At 34.6% G+C, this 13698-nt stretch carries 13 protein-coding genes; 7 read left to right on the top strand and 6 right to left on the bottom strand.

Going from position 1 to position 13698, the window contains the following annotated elements; genetic code table 11:
• Positions 1-10 precede the first annotated feature (10 nt).
• The 3 genes from BZARG_RS10235 to trhO all read right to left on the bottom strand — a co-directional run bounded on the left by BZARG_RS10235 (position 11) and on the right by trhO (position 3223).
• Entirely contained in the window at positions 11-508 is a 498-nt protein-coding gene (locus BZARG_RS10235; protein ID WP_008637985.1) for a gliding motility lipoprotein GldH, read from the bottom strand.
• Positions 495-1859 carry a regulatory iron-sulfur-containing complex subunit RicT gene (gene ricT / locus BZARG_RS10230; RefSeq protein ID WP_008638127.1) on the bottom strand — a complete coding sequence of 455 codons (1365 nt, stop codon included), beginning with the start codon at positions 1857-1859 and terminating at the stop codon, positions 495-497. The genes BZARG_RS10235 and ricT overlap by 14 nt, the downstream gene beginning before the upstream one ends.
• 293 nt (positions 1860-2152) lie before the next feature.
• Positions 2153-3223 carry an oxygen-dependent tRNA uridine(34) hydroxylase TrhO gene (trhO, locus tag BZARG_RS10225; RefSeq protein WP_008637903.1) on the bottom strand — a complete coding sequence of 357 codons (1071 nt, stop codon included), beginning with the start codon at positions 3221-3223 and terminating at the stop codon, positions 2153-2155.
• 386 nt (positions 3224-3609) lie between these two features.
• Between trhO and recA the strand changes: the two genes are divergently transcribed.
• The 4 genes from recA (at position 3610) to BZARG_RS15290 (ending at position 7459) form a co-directional block, all read left to right on the top strand.
• Complete coding sequence (gene recA, locus BZARG_RS10220; RefSeq protein ID WP_008638089.1) at positions 3610-4611, top strand: recombinase RecA; 1002 nt, start codon at positions 3610-3612, stop codon at positions 4609-4611.
• A 106-nt stretch (positions 4612-4717) separates the two neighbouring features.
• Entirely contained in the window at positions 4718-5131 is a 414-nt protein-coding gene (locus tag BZARG_RS10215) for a hypothetical protein (protein WP_008637910.1), read from the top strand.
• Positions 5132-5156: 25 nt separating this feature from the next.
• Positions 5157-5699: an RNA polymerase sigma factor gene (locus BZARG_RS10210; protein WP_008638036.1), complete on the top strand. Its 543-nt coding sequence runs from the start codon at positions 5157-5159 to the stop codon at positions 5697-5699.
• Positions 5699-7459: a hypothetical protein gene (locus BZARG_RS15290; protein ID WP_008637987.1), complete on the top strand. Its 1761-nt coding sequence runs from the start codon at positions 5699-5701 to the stop codon at positions 7457-7459. The genes BZARG_RS10210 and BZARG_RS15290 overlap by 1 nt, the downstream gene beginning before the upstream one ends.
• A gap of 95 nt (positions 7460-7554) precedes the next feature.
• Here the strand turns inward: BZARG_RS15290 and BZARG_RS10200 are convergent, their stop codons facing one another.
• Positions 7555-8286 carry a lysophospholipid acyltransferase family protein gene (locus BZARG_RS10200; protein ID WP_040288462.1) on the bottom strand — a complete coding sequence of 244 codons (732 nt, stop codon included), beginning with the start codon at positions 8284-8286 and terminating at the stop codon, positions 7555-7557.
• 112 nt (positions 8287-8398) lie between these two features.
• On the opposite strand from BZARG_RS10200, the gene trpS reads away from it, so the two are divergent.
• On the top strand, positions 8399-9367 hold the full coding sequence (trpS, locus tag BZARG_RS10195) for a tryptophan--tRNA ligase (protein ID WP_008638056.1): 969 nt from the start codon (positions 8399-8401) through the stop codon (positions 9365-9367).
• An 85-nt stretch (positions 9368-9452) separates the two neighbouring features.
• Here trpS and dprA read toward each other — a convergent pair whose 3' ends face one another.
• Positions 9453-10556, bottom strand: coding sequence for a DNA-processing protein DprA (gene dprA / locus BZARG_RS10190; protein ID WP_008637973.1), 1104 nt, complete (start codon positions 10554-10556; stop codon positions 9453-9455).
• A gap of 104 nt (positions 10557-10660) precedes the next feature.
• Between dprA and BZARG_RS10185 the strand changes: the two genes are divergently transcribed.
• Together BZARG_RS10185 and BZARG_RS10180 are read left to right on the top strand one after the other, a co-directional pair.
• Positions 10661-11602 (top strand): HU domain-containing protein, encoded by a 942-nt coding sequence (locus tag BZARG_RS10185; RefSeq protein ID WP_008638049.1) that lies wholly within the window; start codon positions 10661-10663, stop codon positions 11600-11602.
• A gap of 245 nt (positions 11603-11847) precedes the next feature.
• Positions 11848-12357, top strand: a complete 510-nt coding sequence (locus BZARG_RS10180) for an acyl-CoA thioesterase (protein WP_008638090.1) — start codon at positions 11848-11850, stop codon at positions 12355-12357.
• 114 nt (positions 12358-12471) lie between these two features.
• On the opposite strand, the gene BZARG_RS10175 is transcribed toward BZARG_RS10180, so the two are convergent.
• Positions 12472-13698: a murein hydrolase activator EnvC family protein gene (locus tag BZARG_RS10175; RefSeq protein ID WP_008637971.1), complete on the bottom strand. Its 1227-nt coding sequence runs from the start codon at positions 13696-13698 to the stop codon at positions 12472-12474.

Genomic DNA, 13698 nt, shown 5'->3' with positions numbered 1-13698 from the left:
ACAGTAATATTTATTGGTTTAAAACTGTATGTTCCATACGAAAACCTACATCGGTTATGCCTTCTAAATCAACAACGCCACTTACCTTGCCGTTTTTGCGCATGGCGTGTTGGATTTTTATGTGATAATCCCCAGATTCATTAAAAATAACGTCTTCCTTGTACCACAGTTTGCTCTCCTTAATATCGCTAAATCCTGTTCCTAATAATTCGCCATTAGGTTTTGCCATTTTATATTGTAAGGTATCCTTTATAACTTTCCCGTTTGGAAAATCCATTTCTACAATTAAATATAGATTATTAAACGGATAATTGTTATTGTTACGAAGGTTTACAAACAAATTGTATTTGTTGATAGAATCCGGCGCTTGAAATTTAAACTGAATTATTGAATCTTTATGCCATTGATTTGGCACCGATTTATATGTATCATAAACCCGGTTAGAATCGCATGCCGTTAAGGCTAAAAAAGCGGTTATAATTAGAAATAAAATCTTACTTCGCATCATCGGAATCGTTCTTTTTACTTTGTGGTTTGCGTCTTCTTGGATTTGGTTTGTTGGGTTTATCTGCACTTATTTTATTGCTCGTCGTATTAGCGTCTTTATTTTCAGATTCTTTTCTAGGATTTGGCTTGTTTCTAGGTTTAGGTCTATTCGTGGTTACCTTATTCCTACTTGGAGCATTCCCATCTTTACTATCTGCTTGAGCCTTATTTGTTGGTCTGTTGCCTTTCGCTTTGTTACTTTTACGTTTTTTATTCTGTTTTGGACTATCAAAACGCGTTAAACTATCTTGACCAACAACGTTTTCATAAGAACTTTTAGTATCCTTAACTAATTCCACCGCAAATTCTTCCAGGCTAGCTGGCTTTTTCTTTTGCTTATTGAGTTCAATAATTTCTTTGGCTTGATCTTTAGTAATTAAATGCCAATTCATCCATTCTCCTTCGTAAGCATACCACATGTGACCTTTAAAAATATCCGTTTTTTGGCAAACAGCAGAACCTTTTTCAGTGTAGAGTTTTACTTCAGTTTTTGGAAAATCTTTAATAGCATCCAAATAAGTGTCTAATTCATAATTTAAACAGCATTTTAGTTTACCACATTGTCCAGCTAGTTTTAGTGGGTTTAATGATAATTGCTGATAACGTGCCGCTGATGTACTTACCGAACGAAAATCCGTTAACCAAGTAGAACAACACAATTCACGACCACAAGATCCAATTCCACCCAAACGTGAAGCTTCCTGACGGAAACCTACTTGTTTCATTTCAATACGGGTTTTGAATTCTTTAGCAAATAATTTAATAAGTTCTCTAAAATCTACGCGTTCTTCCGCCGTATAATAAAAAGTAGCTTTACTGCCATCACCTTGATATTCGATATCTGAAATTTTCATGTGTAATTTCAAATCGATAGCAAACTGACGTGCTTTGACTTTCATTGGCTCTTCCAAATCGCGTGCATCGGACCAAATATCGATATCTTTTTGCGATGCTTTTCGATAAATTTTAAGCGTTTCCGGATCATCTTGTGAAACTTTTTTTCGTTTCATTTGCACACGAACCAGCTCTCCTGTAAGCGTAGCCATTCCAATATCATGACCATACTCCGCCTGTGTAGCAACAATATCGCCAATGCTTAAAGTTAAATTTTCTGTATTTTTATAATAATGTTTTCGACCGTTTTTAAAACGCACCTCTACCCATTTAAATGGCTCTGTGCCATTGGGTAATGTCATATTTCCGAGCCAATCAAATACCGTTAGTTTATTACAACTATCCGTACCACATGTTCCGTTACTTTGACATCCTTTTGGCTGACCATCTTTTCCTGTTGAACAACTTCCACAAGCCATAAATTAATAATATATATTGATTCTGAAACCATACGTTCCAGAAGACGATTAATACTCTGTTAGTAAGATGTAAATATACTATTATTCTATTGACTTGAAAAGTCTAATTTTTATGGGGAAATTAATTTAACTCGATTTGGTTATAAGACTTAAGGGATACGGGTTTCAATTGTGATTTAGATTTAGAAACACAACAAAATAAGAACAGGTATTTAGTCATTTTCCTGATTAAAATATATGCTTATTCTACATCACACATTTCAAGAAAAAATCTAAACACCTGTTAAATATAATTATTTATTAGTGGGGATATGGTCGAATATGTTTCTCAAATCTTTTTTGTAAGGCAAATGATCGGCTCGTCCTTTTTTAAAGATATCATTGCTATTACCTTGGCCTTTTCGCAGTTCCTTTTGCTCTTCAAAAGGCAATTTAATAACCTCTTGGCAACGCGTTGAACAGCAATTATCCATTTTTTCCTTGCACGCTTCGCACTGAATAAACAATAAATGGCAAGCGCCATTATCACAATTGGTATGTAAATCGGCAGGCTCACCACATTGATGGCAATGGGCTATAACATCATCTGAAATACGCTCGGAACGACGCTCATCAAAAACAAAATTCTTACCTATAAATTTATTTTCTAAACCTTGAGCTTCTATTTGACGCACGTAATTAATGATACCACCTTCTAGCTGATACACATTTTTAAAACCTTTGTGTTTGTAGTAAGCACTAGCTTTTTCACAACGAATACCCCCCGTGCAATACATTACGAGTTTTTTATCTTCTTTATAACCTTTTAAATCCGCTTCAATAATATCCAAAGATTCCCGAAACGTATCGACATCTGGTTTTACAGCATTTTTAAAATGGCCTATTTCACTTTCATAGTGGTTTCGCATATCCACTAAAACCACGTTTGGATCGTCAATAAGTTGGTTGAATTGTTCTGCTTCTACATGAATACCAATGTTAGTTACATCAAACGTATCATCGTTTAAACCATCGGCTACAATTTTATCACGCACCTTCACTTTCAATTTTAAAAATGAAAAATTATCATGTTCAATGGCGATATTTAATCGTACATTTTCTAAAAACGAAATGGTATCTAAAAAAATTTTAAACAGATTAAAATTATCTGCTGGTACGGAAAGTTGGGCGTTTATGCCCTCGTGAGCCACGTAAATACGTCCTAAAACGTCTTGTTTATCCCAATTTAGAAATAAGTGATCTCTAAAAATTTCAGGGTTTTCTATTTTGGCGTATTTGTAGAAAGAGATAGTCAAGCGTTCTTTTCCAGCTTGCTCAATAAGTTCTGCTCTTTCTCTAGCGCTTAAGGTATTGTACAGTTGCATGCTATACTAATTTTTTAAGGTTAAAGATTATTTTAGCCACAAATGTACTATTTTTTTGCGGTTCTGAATTTACTTGAAACAAAAAGCACCTTGTAATGGTTTACAAAGTGCTTTAAGTAGACTAACTCGTTAATGATATTTTTTTTGTTATTCAAAAAAATACATAACAGAGCTAACCACCATCGACTTTACAGCTACTGTTTAAAAATACAGTCACTGAAACGCCTAATTCGTTAATAAATAGTGTTTTTCTAATTGTTCTCATAGCAAAAGTTTCCCACTTCATTAAGTAGATGCAAAAACAACAAAAAGGTTGCGTCATAAAATTGTAAAGTGGAAAAAGAGTAGTATTTTAGCAGCACTTTCATAAGATAAAAAATACAGAAATGAGCAGCGAAAAAGAAGCTAAATTAAAAGCACTACAACTAACTTTAGATAAATTAGATAAGGCTTACGGCAAAGGAACGGTAATGAAAATGAGTGATCAAGCCGTTGTGGATGTCGAGTCAATTTCCTCGGGTTCATTAGGATTGGACATTGCATTAGGTGTAAATGGTTATCCTCGTGGTCGTGTTATTGAAATATATGGACCAGAATCTTCTGGTAAAACAACCTTAACCTTACACGCAATTGCCGAAGCGCAAAAAGCAGGTGGTATTGCAGCATTTATTGATGCAGAGCACGCTTTTGATCGTACCTACGCCGAAAAATTAGGAATTGATATTGATAACCTTATTATTTCGCAACCAGACAACGGAGAGCAAGCTTTAGAGATTGCCGATAATTTAATTCGTTCAGGTGCTATAGATATTGTAGTTATTGACTCGGTTGCCGCTTTAACACCAAAAGCAGAGATTGAAGGTGAAATGGGTGATTCTAAAATGGGGTTACATGCCCGTTTAATGTCTCAAGCCCTAAGGAAACTAACAGCATCTATTAGTAAAACTAATTGTACAGTAATTTTCATTAACCAATTACGTGAAAAAATTGGTGTTATGTTTGGAAATCCAGAAACGACTACTGGTGGTAATGCACTTAAATTCTATGCATCTGTACGTTTAGATATTAGACGTTCTACTCAAATAAAAGATACAGACGGAAACGTTCAAGGAAATAAAACCCGAGTAAAAGTGGTTAAAAACAAAGTTGCGCCTCCTTTTAGATTAGCAGAGTTTGATATTATGTACGGCGAAGGTATTTCCAAGGTCGGTGAAATATTAGATATTGCTGTCGAATATGAAGTTGTTAAAAAAGCTGGTTCTTGGTTTAGCTACGGAGACACCAAATTAGGACAAGGTCGCGACGCAGTTAAAGCGCTGATAAAAGATAACCCGGAACTCATGGACGAGTTAGAAACCAAAATAAAAGAGTTGATTAAATCAGCTTAAGTTTTTAAAATCCCAATTTATTTGGGATTTTTTTATATTCAGACGCAACCTTTCTGTTGTTTTTGCATCTAACATGTGAACACATTTATATACGTTTGTCTAAATTATGAAAAAACTAATTATTTGTCTGTTTGCAATACTTACAGTCTCTTGCAGTTTAAGCGATGATACTGAGACTACTTATATTGAATTATTACCTATAGAAAGCGCTACTGTTCCAGAGGAATTTGTACGCGGCGAAACCTATGATATTCTGGTCAGGTTTAAAATACCAACAGAATGCCACGCCTATAAAGATATTTATATGCAAACAGAAATTGGCAGCGTTATGATTGCTATCATGTCCACTGTTTATAGTGGGGATTTTGATTGTCCAATAATTAATACGGATAATACTGTGGAAAAATCATTCACATTTAAGCCCTTAAATCAAGATTTGTATGTATTGAAGTTTTGGCTAGGTCTAAATGCCGATGGTGAGGATGACTATTTAATTTTTGAAGTTCCAGTAGTAGATTAATTAATGTTTAACTAAATGTGTTTAATTGAGTTTAAATCAACTCATAGAAAATTGTAGTAATCATGATACCCATGCACAAAGCGAACTATACCAGCTCTTTTCGGGCACATTGTTTTCGGTTTGTTTAAAGTATTCTAGAAATTACGCCGAGGCAGAAGACAATCTGCAAGACACATTTTTGACTATTTTTAAAAAAATAGATCAGTTTAAACATAAAGGTTCTTTTGAAGGTTGGCTAAAACGAATCGCCATTAATACGGCTTTACAGCACTACAGAGGCCAAGGCGTTTTTGAAATTATAAATGAAGATTTCATTGAAGATGAAGAAATAGAAATTGATGATGAACAAATACCGCTCGATTTCCTTCTAAAAATAATTCAAGATTTACCAGATCGATACAGATTAGTATTTAATATGTATGTATTAGATGGGTATTCTCACAAAGAAATAGCTAATTTATTAAGTATTAATATTGGCACATCAAAGTCCAATTTAGCACGGGCAAGAAAAATTTTAAAAGATAAAATTGAAGTATATAAAGCGGGTTTTAACGCACAGTCCTTATAATGAGTAGCAAAAAACACATCGATAGAATTTTTCAAGAATCCTTTAAGGACTTTGATGCCAAGCCTAATCCTGAATTGTGGGCTAAAATTCAAAATGAAATGGAATTAGAAAGCAAATCGCTTAAAAAAGAACCTTTTCCAATCTGGATGCGTTTTGCGAGTATTGCTGCCGTTTTATCATTGTTAATTTCCATAGGTTCTGTTATGTTAAATGATAGTAATATTCCAGTTTCTCTGGAAGACGATACCGTGGACACACAAACACGATCGGGTTCAGGTTTTATTAATTCTAATAAAACAAACAAGGATGCTAACAATAAACCCTTTAATACTAACTCTATAAAAACCACCGATTCTTCTACGAACCAAACAGCTTCACCTGAAACTAAAAATTCGGAAAAGGAAGTGATAACAACTTTAGAAATTAAAAAAAACACGAAGGGAATAGCTGGTGAAAATTCTGATAGTGAATTTAAAGGTAATTCAAATACCGTAAATAAATCGCCTGAAACTAAAGCTGCAGTTTTTAACAAATCAATTTCAAACAACAACAACAACAACAACAACAACAACAACAACAACAACAACAACAACATTGCTAGTCAGAACGAAAACGAATTGACAAAGAAGGTTACTAATTCTGAAAAACGAATCAATGAAAATACACCTTCAAACAGCGTTGCTTCCGAAACATCGAAATCTGCGCTACGTTCTAATATTAATGCGGACAATTCAACAATAAATAATCAAAATAATACGGTAGCTTCAACCAACAACAGCGAAAAAGAAGTCAGACAATCGGCAACAGATAAACTACCAACCGATTCTACTTCTAAAGAAAATCTGTTGAAAGAAAAAAGCGCACAAAATACTATTGCCTGGAATGCTAAATCAGGCAAGACACCTCAAAATGAAAAAGAAAAAGAGGAAAACTTAATGGTTGGTGATTCGCTTATTAGTGAATCACCTTCTATTGAGGATGCTATTGCGGAATCCGAAAACACCAGTGAAAAGGAAGAAGATGAAAAACTAGTAAACAGGTGGCAAGTTCAAGGTAATGTTGCGCCTGTTTACTATAATTCGTTAGGAAAAGGGTCACATATTGATGATGAGTTTGTTTCCAATTCTAAAACCGGTAAAACGAATACTAGTTACGGTGTGAATGTTAGTTATGCCATTAGCAAAAAAATTGCCATTCGATCCGGCATTAGTTCATTAAACTTAAGTTACGACACCAATAATGTTATTTTATACGAATCACCGAGTACTCAAACCTCTAGTGGCACTTATCAAATTCAGAGTAATCAACTTCGAAATATAGATTTAGCAACAAATAACCAGACATTAAGCGCTTTTAGCAGTGATAATTTAGGCTTTCAGCAAATAAACAACTCATTGTCTAACGCAGCCATTAATCAACGATTAAGCTACTATGAAGTTCCAGTAGAAGTGGAATATAAACTAGTTGACAGTCGTTTTGGCGTAAATATTATTGGCGGAATGAGCACATTTTTTTTAAATGATAATGCAGTTTATTCTGAATTTGAGGAATACAAAACTTATATAGGCGAAGCCAATAATGTAAATGATGTTAGCTTCAGTACCAATTTAGGTATTGGAATGAATTATAAGTTTACTGAAAATCTACTGTTTAATTTAGAGCCTACTTTTAAATATCAGTTAAATGGCTATAACAATACATCTGGTAATTTCAGACCCTATATTATAGGTGTATATACTGGTTTTAGTTACAAATTTTAATTTTTAGTTGGTTTGATTAATGCTGTTCTTAATTCAATTTAAAGCGGCATTATGAATAAAAAAAGCTACTCTGTGCCAGGAGTGGCTTTTTTGATTTAATCCGTTTGTAAAGCATTTAAAATCTTCGAGCGCGTTTCCTTATTAAGGTCTTTAGTATCGGAAACAAGCAAGCCTGTTGTTGGAATAAACGGAAAACCAACAACGCGCATTTTCCCCGGGCTTCCGCTAAAAAAAGTAAATGGAAAGCGCTTTTTATTATCTAAAAACACAACAGGTACAATCGGGATTTGATGATTAATAGCTAAACGGAAAGCACCATCTTTAAAATCATCTAAAATAATATCTTCATCTGGCACGCCGCCTTCCGGAAATATACAAATACTCAACCCTTGGTTTAAACGGCGTTGTGCTCTTAAAAAAACAGCTTTCCTGCTTTTTTCAGAACTCCTATCTACCAAAATACAGCTTCGTTTGTAGAAAAACCCAAATAATGGAATTTTCCCCAATTCTTTTTTACCAACAAATACAAAAGGATTTTCAGATACCACAAGCATCAGCATAATATCGGCCATAGACGTATGGTTACCAATAAACATATAGCTAGCTTTACGTTCTGGTTTTTGAGCTAAATTAATATGCGTATTAAAACCCATACCTATTAAAATAAATCGTGCCCAGAGTCGCGCTAATCTATAAAAATAAGGATACCAAGATTCCTTTGCTATGGATAAAAGCAGCAAAGGCAACATAATGATAATAGGCACTGCAACCAGCACATAGAACCAAATTCGATAAAATATCCAAAAAGTTTGTTTAACAATTGTCATGGAGACCAAAACTACTTAAATAAATTGAGCTTTTGTATTAAAAAAATTACCTTTGTAACTTGTAATAAAGCATATAACTAAAAAAAGATTCCCATTTCCATGGGAAGTAAACATGGCAAGAATACTTACAGGCATACAAAGCACAGGCACACCACATCTAGGGAATATTTTAGGAGCACTTTTACCCGCTATAGAAATGGCTAATAAGCCAGAAAACGATTCGTTTTTGTTTATTGCCAATTTACACACCCTAACGCAAATTAAAGATGCCGAATTATTAAGACATAACACCTATTCCACGGCTGCTACCTGGTTGGCTTTTGGTATAGATATTAAGAAAAGTGTGTTTTTTAGACAAAGTGATGTCCCGCAAGTAACCGAATTAACGTGGTACTTAAGCTGTTTCTTTCCGTATCAGCGCTTAACATTAGCTCATGGTTTTAAAGATAAAGCTGGCCGACTAGAAGATGTAAACGCCGGTTTATTTAACTATCCGATGCTAATGGCTGCCGACATTTTAGCTTATGACGCTGAAATTATCCCGGTAGGAAAAGATCAGTTGCAACATATAGAGATGACACGCGATGTTGCCTCGCGTTTTCATGCACAAATGGGTGAAACTTTTGTTTTACCAAAAGGAAAAACTGCCGATAATGATATGTTGATCCCTGGAACAGATGGTGAAAAAATGAGTAAGAGCCGTGGGAATTTTATCAATATCTTTTTAAACGATAAAAAACTACGCAAGCAAGTTATGTCTATTCAAACCGATAGTACTGCTTTAGAAGATCCTAAAGATTGGGCCACTTGTAACTGTTTTGCTTTATATAATTTACTCGGTTCTGAAAGTGAAATTGCTGCTATGAAAGCCAACTACGAAGCTGGTAATTATGGCTACGGTCACGCCAAGCAAGCCTTGTTTGAGTTAATTATCGAAAAATTTGAAACGCCACGCGAACGTTACAATCATTATATGAATAACCTACACGAAATTGATGACGCTTTAAAGATTGGTGCTGAAAAAGCGAGCCAAGTTGCTAATTCGGTTATTACGCGAGTGCGTGAGAAGGTTGGGTATTAGAGTAACGAACCAAATTAGAAAGTATATATGTAGCTATTAGGAGATTAACTTCCTTGAATCTTCGATTTCCCGCTTTCGCGGGAATTTAAATGATTTCAAACAACTTTCCAGGCAAAGGCCTTACCACGCCTTTTAATTCCATATTAAGCAAAAGGCTGGCTACGCGATAGGTGGGCAGTTGGCAGTCTATGGCAATACTATCTAATTCCTCTTTGGATTTGGTTTGCAAATAATTATAAATAGTTTGCTCGTCGGGTTCTAAATTCACAAATAATTGTTTTTGGATAGGTGGTTTTTGTTTACTTTCTAGTTCCCAATTCAGCATATAAGGAATATCTAAAGGATGAGATAATAAATGTGCTTTCTGGAATTTTATTAAATTATTACAACCCACACTTTGACTGTCTGTTGTTCGCCCTGGAACCGCAAAAACATCACGATTATAGGAATTGGCAATATCTGCCGTGACTAAGCTACCCCCTTTTTCAGCTGATTCAATAACAATTGTGGCCTGACTAACACCAGCAATTACGCGGTTGCGTTTTAAAAAATTGTTTCTATCAAAAGAGTCCGAGCTCCAAAAATCGGTGAAGAAACCGCCATTTTTCTCCACATCTACCATATATTTCTTATGTGTTTTCGGATAAATTTGATTTAAACCATGCGCTAAACACCCAATGGTTTGTAAACCGTGTTTTATAGCGGCTTTTTGAGCAGTGATATCTGTTCCGTAAGCAAATCCTGAAACAATAATGGGATTAAAAGGCGCTAGTTCTTCAATTAACTTATTGCAAAAGGCAATGCCTGCTGTTGTAATTTTTCGAGCACCAACAATACTGATAATCCGTTGGTTTTCTAGGTTCACATTTCCCACCTGAAACAATAAAATAGGACTATCAATACAATTTTTTAATCGGTGTGGATAGCCTTCATCCATAAAATACAAGCATTGAATATTATTTTCCATAATAAATTTCATTTCCGCTTCCGCAGCTGCAAAATGATTTTTATTGTACAAATCACGAATAACATTTGTACCAACACCATCAATTTGAAGTAGATGGTGTTTTTTCTCTTGAAAAACCGCTTCAACAGAACCGCAATGGTTAATTAATTTTTTGGCTGTAATATCTCCAATGAACGGCACATGCTGCAATGCCAAAATATGTAATAAGCGATTATCTGTCATACTAGTAGTTTGATTTTCAGCATACAAGTAAAGAAATTTTAAGATGTTAATAAATTGTTAGCAAGATTTTTTATTCGCATACAAAAAACCCTAACTTTGTTTCTATGCAATTAGAACCTTACATAAGTGATTTACTCTACCGTTACGAATGTGTTACGGTACCTGAATTCGGCTCATTTTTAACGCGTCGTGTATCAGCAACTATACATGAGACAACAAATGCTTTTTATCCGCCAAAAAAAGTCGTGTCATTTAATGAGCAAATTAAAGAAAACGATGGATTATTAGCGCGTTACATCGCTGATGTTGAAAAAATTCCTTACGAAGAAGCTTGTCATAAAATTAGTAAACGCGTTAAATACTTAAAGTCGTACCTAGTTCAAGGTGAAACCATTGCTTTTGAAAACATTGGCAGCGTATCTTTAAATAATGAAGGGAATATGTTATTTGAACCTTCTTATAATTTTAATTACTTAACTGATGCTTTCGGATTATCACAGTTTACATCATCTAAAGTAACCCGTGAAACTCACAAGGAAACTGTTCAGGCTATTGAAAAAGTAATTCCTATTGCTATTACACACAACAGACGTCAGTCTCGCGGTTATTTAAAATATGCGGCTATTGGTATCATTGCCTTAAGTATTGGTGGTTTTGCAGCTTCTAACTATTATGTCAATCAAATTGAAACACATAACCAATTAGCACAAGAAGAAGCGAACACACAACTTGAAAGCAGAATTCAAGAAGCAACCTTTGTCATTAATAATCCACTACCTGCCGTAACTTTGAACGTTAAAAAACAAAGTGGCAATTATCATATTATAGCTGGAGCTTTCCGTTTGGAAGAAAACAGCGATAAAAAAGTAAATCAGCTAAAAGACTTGGGTTATGCTGCTCGTAACATTGGCAGTAATAAGTATGGTTTACACCAAGTAGTGTATTCAAGTTACGAAAATCGACTAGAAGCGCTTCAAGCTTTAAGAGAGGTTAAAAAAACACATAATAAAGATGCTTGGTTATTGGTACAAGCACCTAAAGATTAGATTTTATTTTAAATTTATATAAAAAAACCTCTTCAATCAGTAGATAGAAGAGGTGTTTTTGATTAATCTCATCAACACCAGATAAATTTACGATTACTATATTCTATAAATTGAAGATCTTTTAAAACGGCATATAAAAGAACGAATAATGTTATCTTAATATTTTCTTCATATTACTTTATAGGGCACTAAACTTAATTCCACTTTTTCATAGTACCTTTGCAGCGCATTTAAAAAATGTTATAATGACAGCAAAAACACCGGAGCAATCCAAAACCATAATGACTGACTTGGTACTGCCAAGCGAAACTAACCCTTTAAACAACCTATTTGGAGGCGAACTATTGGCGCGAATGGATCGTGCAGCTAGTATTGCTGCAAGACGCCACAGCCGCCGTATTGTGGTAACCGCATCAGTAAACCACGTGGCATTTAATCGCTCCATACCTTTGGGAAGTGTTGTTACTGTTGAAGCTAAAGTATCTCGTGCGTTTAAAACTTCTATGGAAGTATTTATAGATGTTTGGATTGAAGATCGGGAATCGGGTTTGCGCGATAAAGCAAATGAGGCCATTTATACATTTGTTGCAGTTGATGAAACAGGGCGTCCAATTCAAGTACCTGAAATTACACCAGAAACCAAGATAGAAAAAGAACGTTTTGTAGCGGCATTAAGACGAAAACAATTGAGTTTAGTTCTAGCTGGAAAAATGAAACCTAATGAAGCAACGGAATTGAAAGCTTTATTTCAATAGCAGATAGTTTTTTACTATTTCCAATATATAAAAATAGCCTGAATTAATATTCAGGCTATTTTTTTGTACCGGTTTTGAATTCTATTTAAAGAGATTCCTGCCTTCGCAGGAATTTTACATGCGGTAAATCCACTCCGCAGGATTAACCGTTTTTGTTTCTTTAAAAATACTAAAATTTAACATAGTTTCGCCATTTGCAGGATTGGTAAAAACCTCGCCTACCGCTTGTTTGGTAGTTACTTTATCTCCTTTATTGACATATATTTTAGCCATGTTAGAATAAGCAGAAATATAGTTACCATGCTGAATTAATAGCGTCGGATTTCCATTTTTAGATGAAATGATTCGCAACACTTCTCCATTAAAAATAGCACGAACTTGGGCGTTTTTTTCAGTAGCTATACGAACACCATTACTTTGAATAGTGACCGATTTCACCACTGGATGCGGCTGTTTTCCAAAACGAACTTTTACCACACCTTTTTCTACTGGCCATAATAATTTTCCTTTGTTGGAAACAAAATCTTTAGCCAAAGCTGCAGACTCTGGGGTTAACGCAAACCCACTAGAAGCTGTTGTTGTTTTTCCTGCTTTTTTGTTGGATGCAGCAATTGCTTCACGAATAATTTTTTCAATTTCGCGATCTATTTTTTCGGCTTCGTTTTGCTTTTTCTGAATTTGGGATGTATAACTCGTTAAATTCTTGGTTATGGATGCCATTAAATTACGATGCTGAACCAATTCTTTTTCCAATTCGCGCTGTGCTGAACGGTTTTCGTCTATTAGCTTTTGCTTGTCAACTTTCTGCCTTAATAAATCGGTATTGGTTTGCTGAAGTTCGGTAGTTTTGCTTTTAATAGATTCGCCTTGCTCCTTTTGGTAACTAGCATACTGATTTAAATATTGAATTCGTTTATACGCTTGCTTGAAGTTAGTAGACGACAATAAAAACATCACGCGACTTTGCTCGCTTTTACTTTTATAGGAGGTTTCAATCATACTAGCGTAACTGGCTTTAAGTGCTTCCAGTTCATCACGTAATTGGGAAATTTTATTTTGATTATCGTTTATTTCTCGCGTCAGTAAATTAGCTTGTTGGTTGGTAACCTGTATTAAATTTTTACGCACATTTACCCGATAATTCATATCTTCAATCAGCGATATTTGCGATTTCTGTTTCGTTTTACCTTGAAATAACAACTCATTAATTTGTTTTATTTCAGTGCGTAAGGCTTGTCGGCGTTCTTCTAATTCTTTTTGCTTTTTACTTTGCGAAAAGCCAAAAGCAGAAATAAGCAGAAACCCAAGTAGTAATAGATATGTTTGTGTTGGTTTTTTCAT

The organism is Bizionia argentinensis JUB59, from assembly GCF_000224335.1.
In the GTDB taxonomy this organism is placed as follows: Bacteria; Bacteroidota; Bacteroidia; order Flavobacteriales; family Flavobacteriaceae; genus Algorimicrobium; species Algorimicrobium argentinense.
Note: the sequence above shows the minus strand (reverse complement) of the source record. Positions and strands in the feature narration are given on the sequence as shown.

What these genes read in the sequence shown, in the direction of transcription:
- BZARG_RS10235 (WP_008637985.1), bottom strand. Translation starts at nt 508, where the DNA reads ATGATGCGAAGTAAGATTTTATTTCTAATTATAACCGCTTTTTTAGCC.
- ricT (WP_008638127.1), bottom strand. Translation starts at nt 1,859, where the DNA reads ATGGCTTGTGGAAGTTGTTCAACAGGAAAAGATGGTCAGCCAAAAGGA.
- trhO (WP_008637903.1), bottom strand. Translation starts at nt 3,223, where the DNA reads ATGCAACTGTACAATACCTTAAGCGCTAGAGAAAGAGCAGAACTTATT.
- recA (WP_008638089.1), top strand. Translation starts at nt 3,610, where the DNA reads ATGAGCAGCGAAAAAGAAGCTAAATTAAAAGCACTACAACTAACTTTA.
- BZARG_RS10215 (WP_008637910.1), top strand. Translation starts at nt 4,718, where the DNA reads ATGAAAAAACTAATTATTTGTCTGTTTGCAATACTTACAGTCTCTTGC.
- BZARG_RS15290 (WP_008637987.1), top strand. Translation starts at nt 5,699, where the DNA reads ATGAGTAGCAAAAAACACATCGATAGAATTTTTCAAGAATCCTTTAAG.
- BZARG_RS10200 (WP_040288462.1), bottom strand. Translation starts at nt 8,286, where the DNA reads ATGACAATTGTTAAACAAACTTTTTGGATATTTTATCGAATTTGGTTC.
- trpS (WP_008638056.1), top strand. Translation starts at nt 8,399, where the DNA reads ATGGCAAGAATACTTACAGGCATACAAAGCACAGGCACACCACATCTA.
- dprA (WP_008637973.1), bottom strand. Translation starts at nt 10,556, where the DNA reads ATGACAGATAATCGCTTATTACATATTTTGGCATTGCAGCATGTGCCG.
- BZARG_RS10185 (WP_008638049.1), top strand. Translation starts at nt 10,661, where the DNA reads ATGCAATTAGAACCTTACATAAGTGATTTACTCTACCGTTACGAATGT.
- BZARG_RS10180 (WP_008638090.1), top strand. Translation starts at nt 11,848, where the DNA reads ATGACAGCAAAAACACCGGAGCAATCCAAAACCATAATGACTGACTTG.
- BZARG_RS10175 (WP_008637971.1), bottom strand. Translation starts at nt 13,698, where the DNA reads ATGAAAAAACCAACACAAACATATCTATTACTACTTGGGTTTCTGCTT.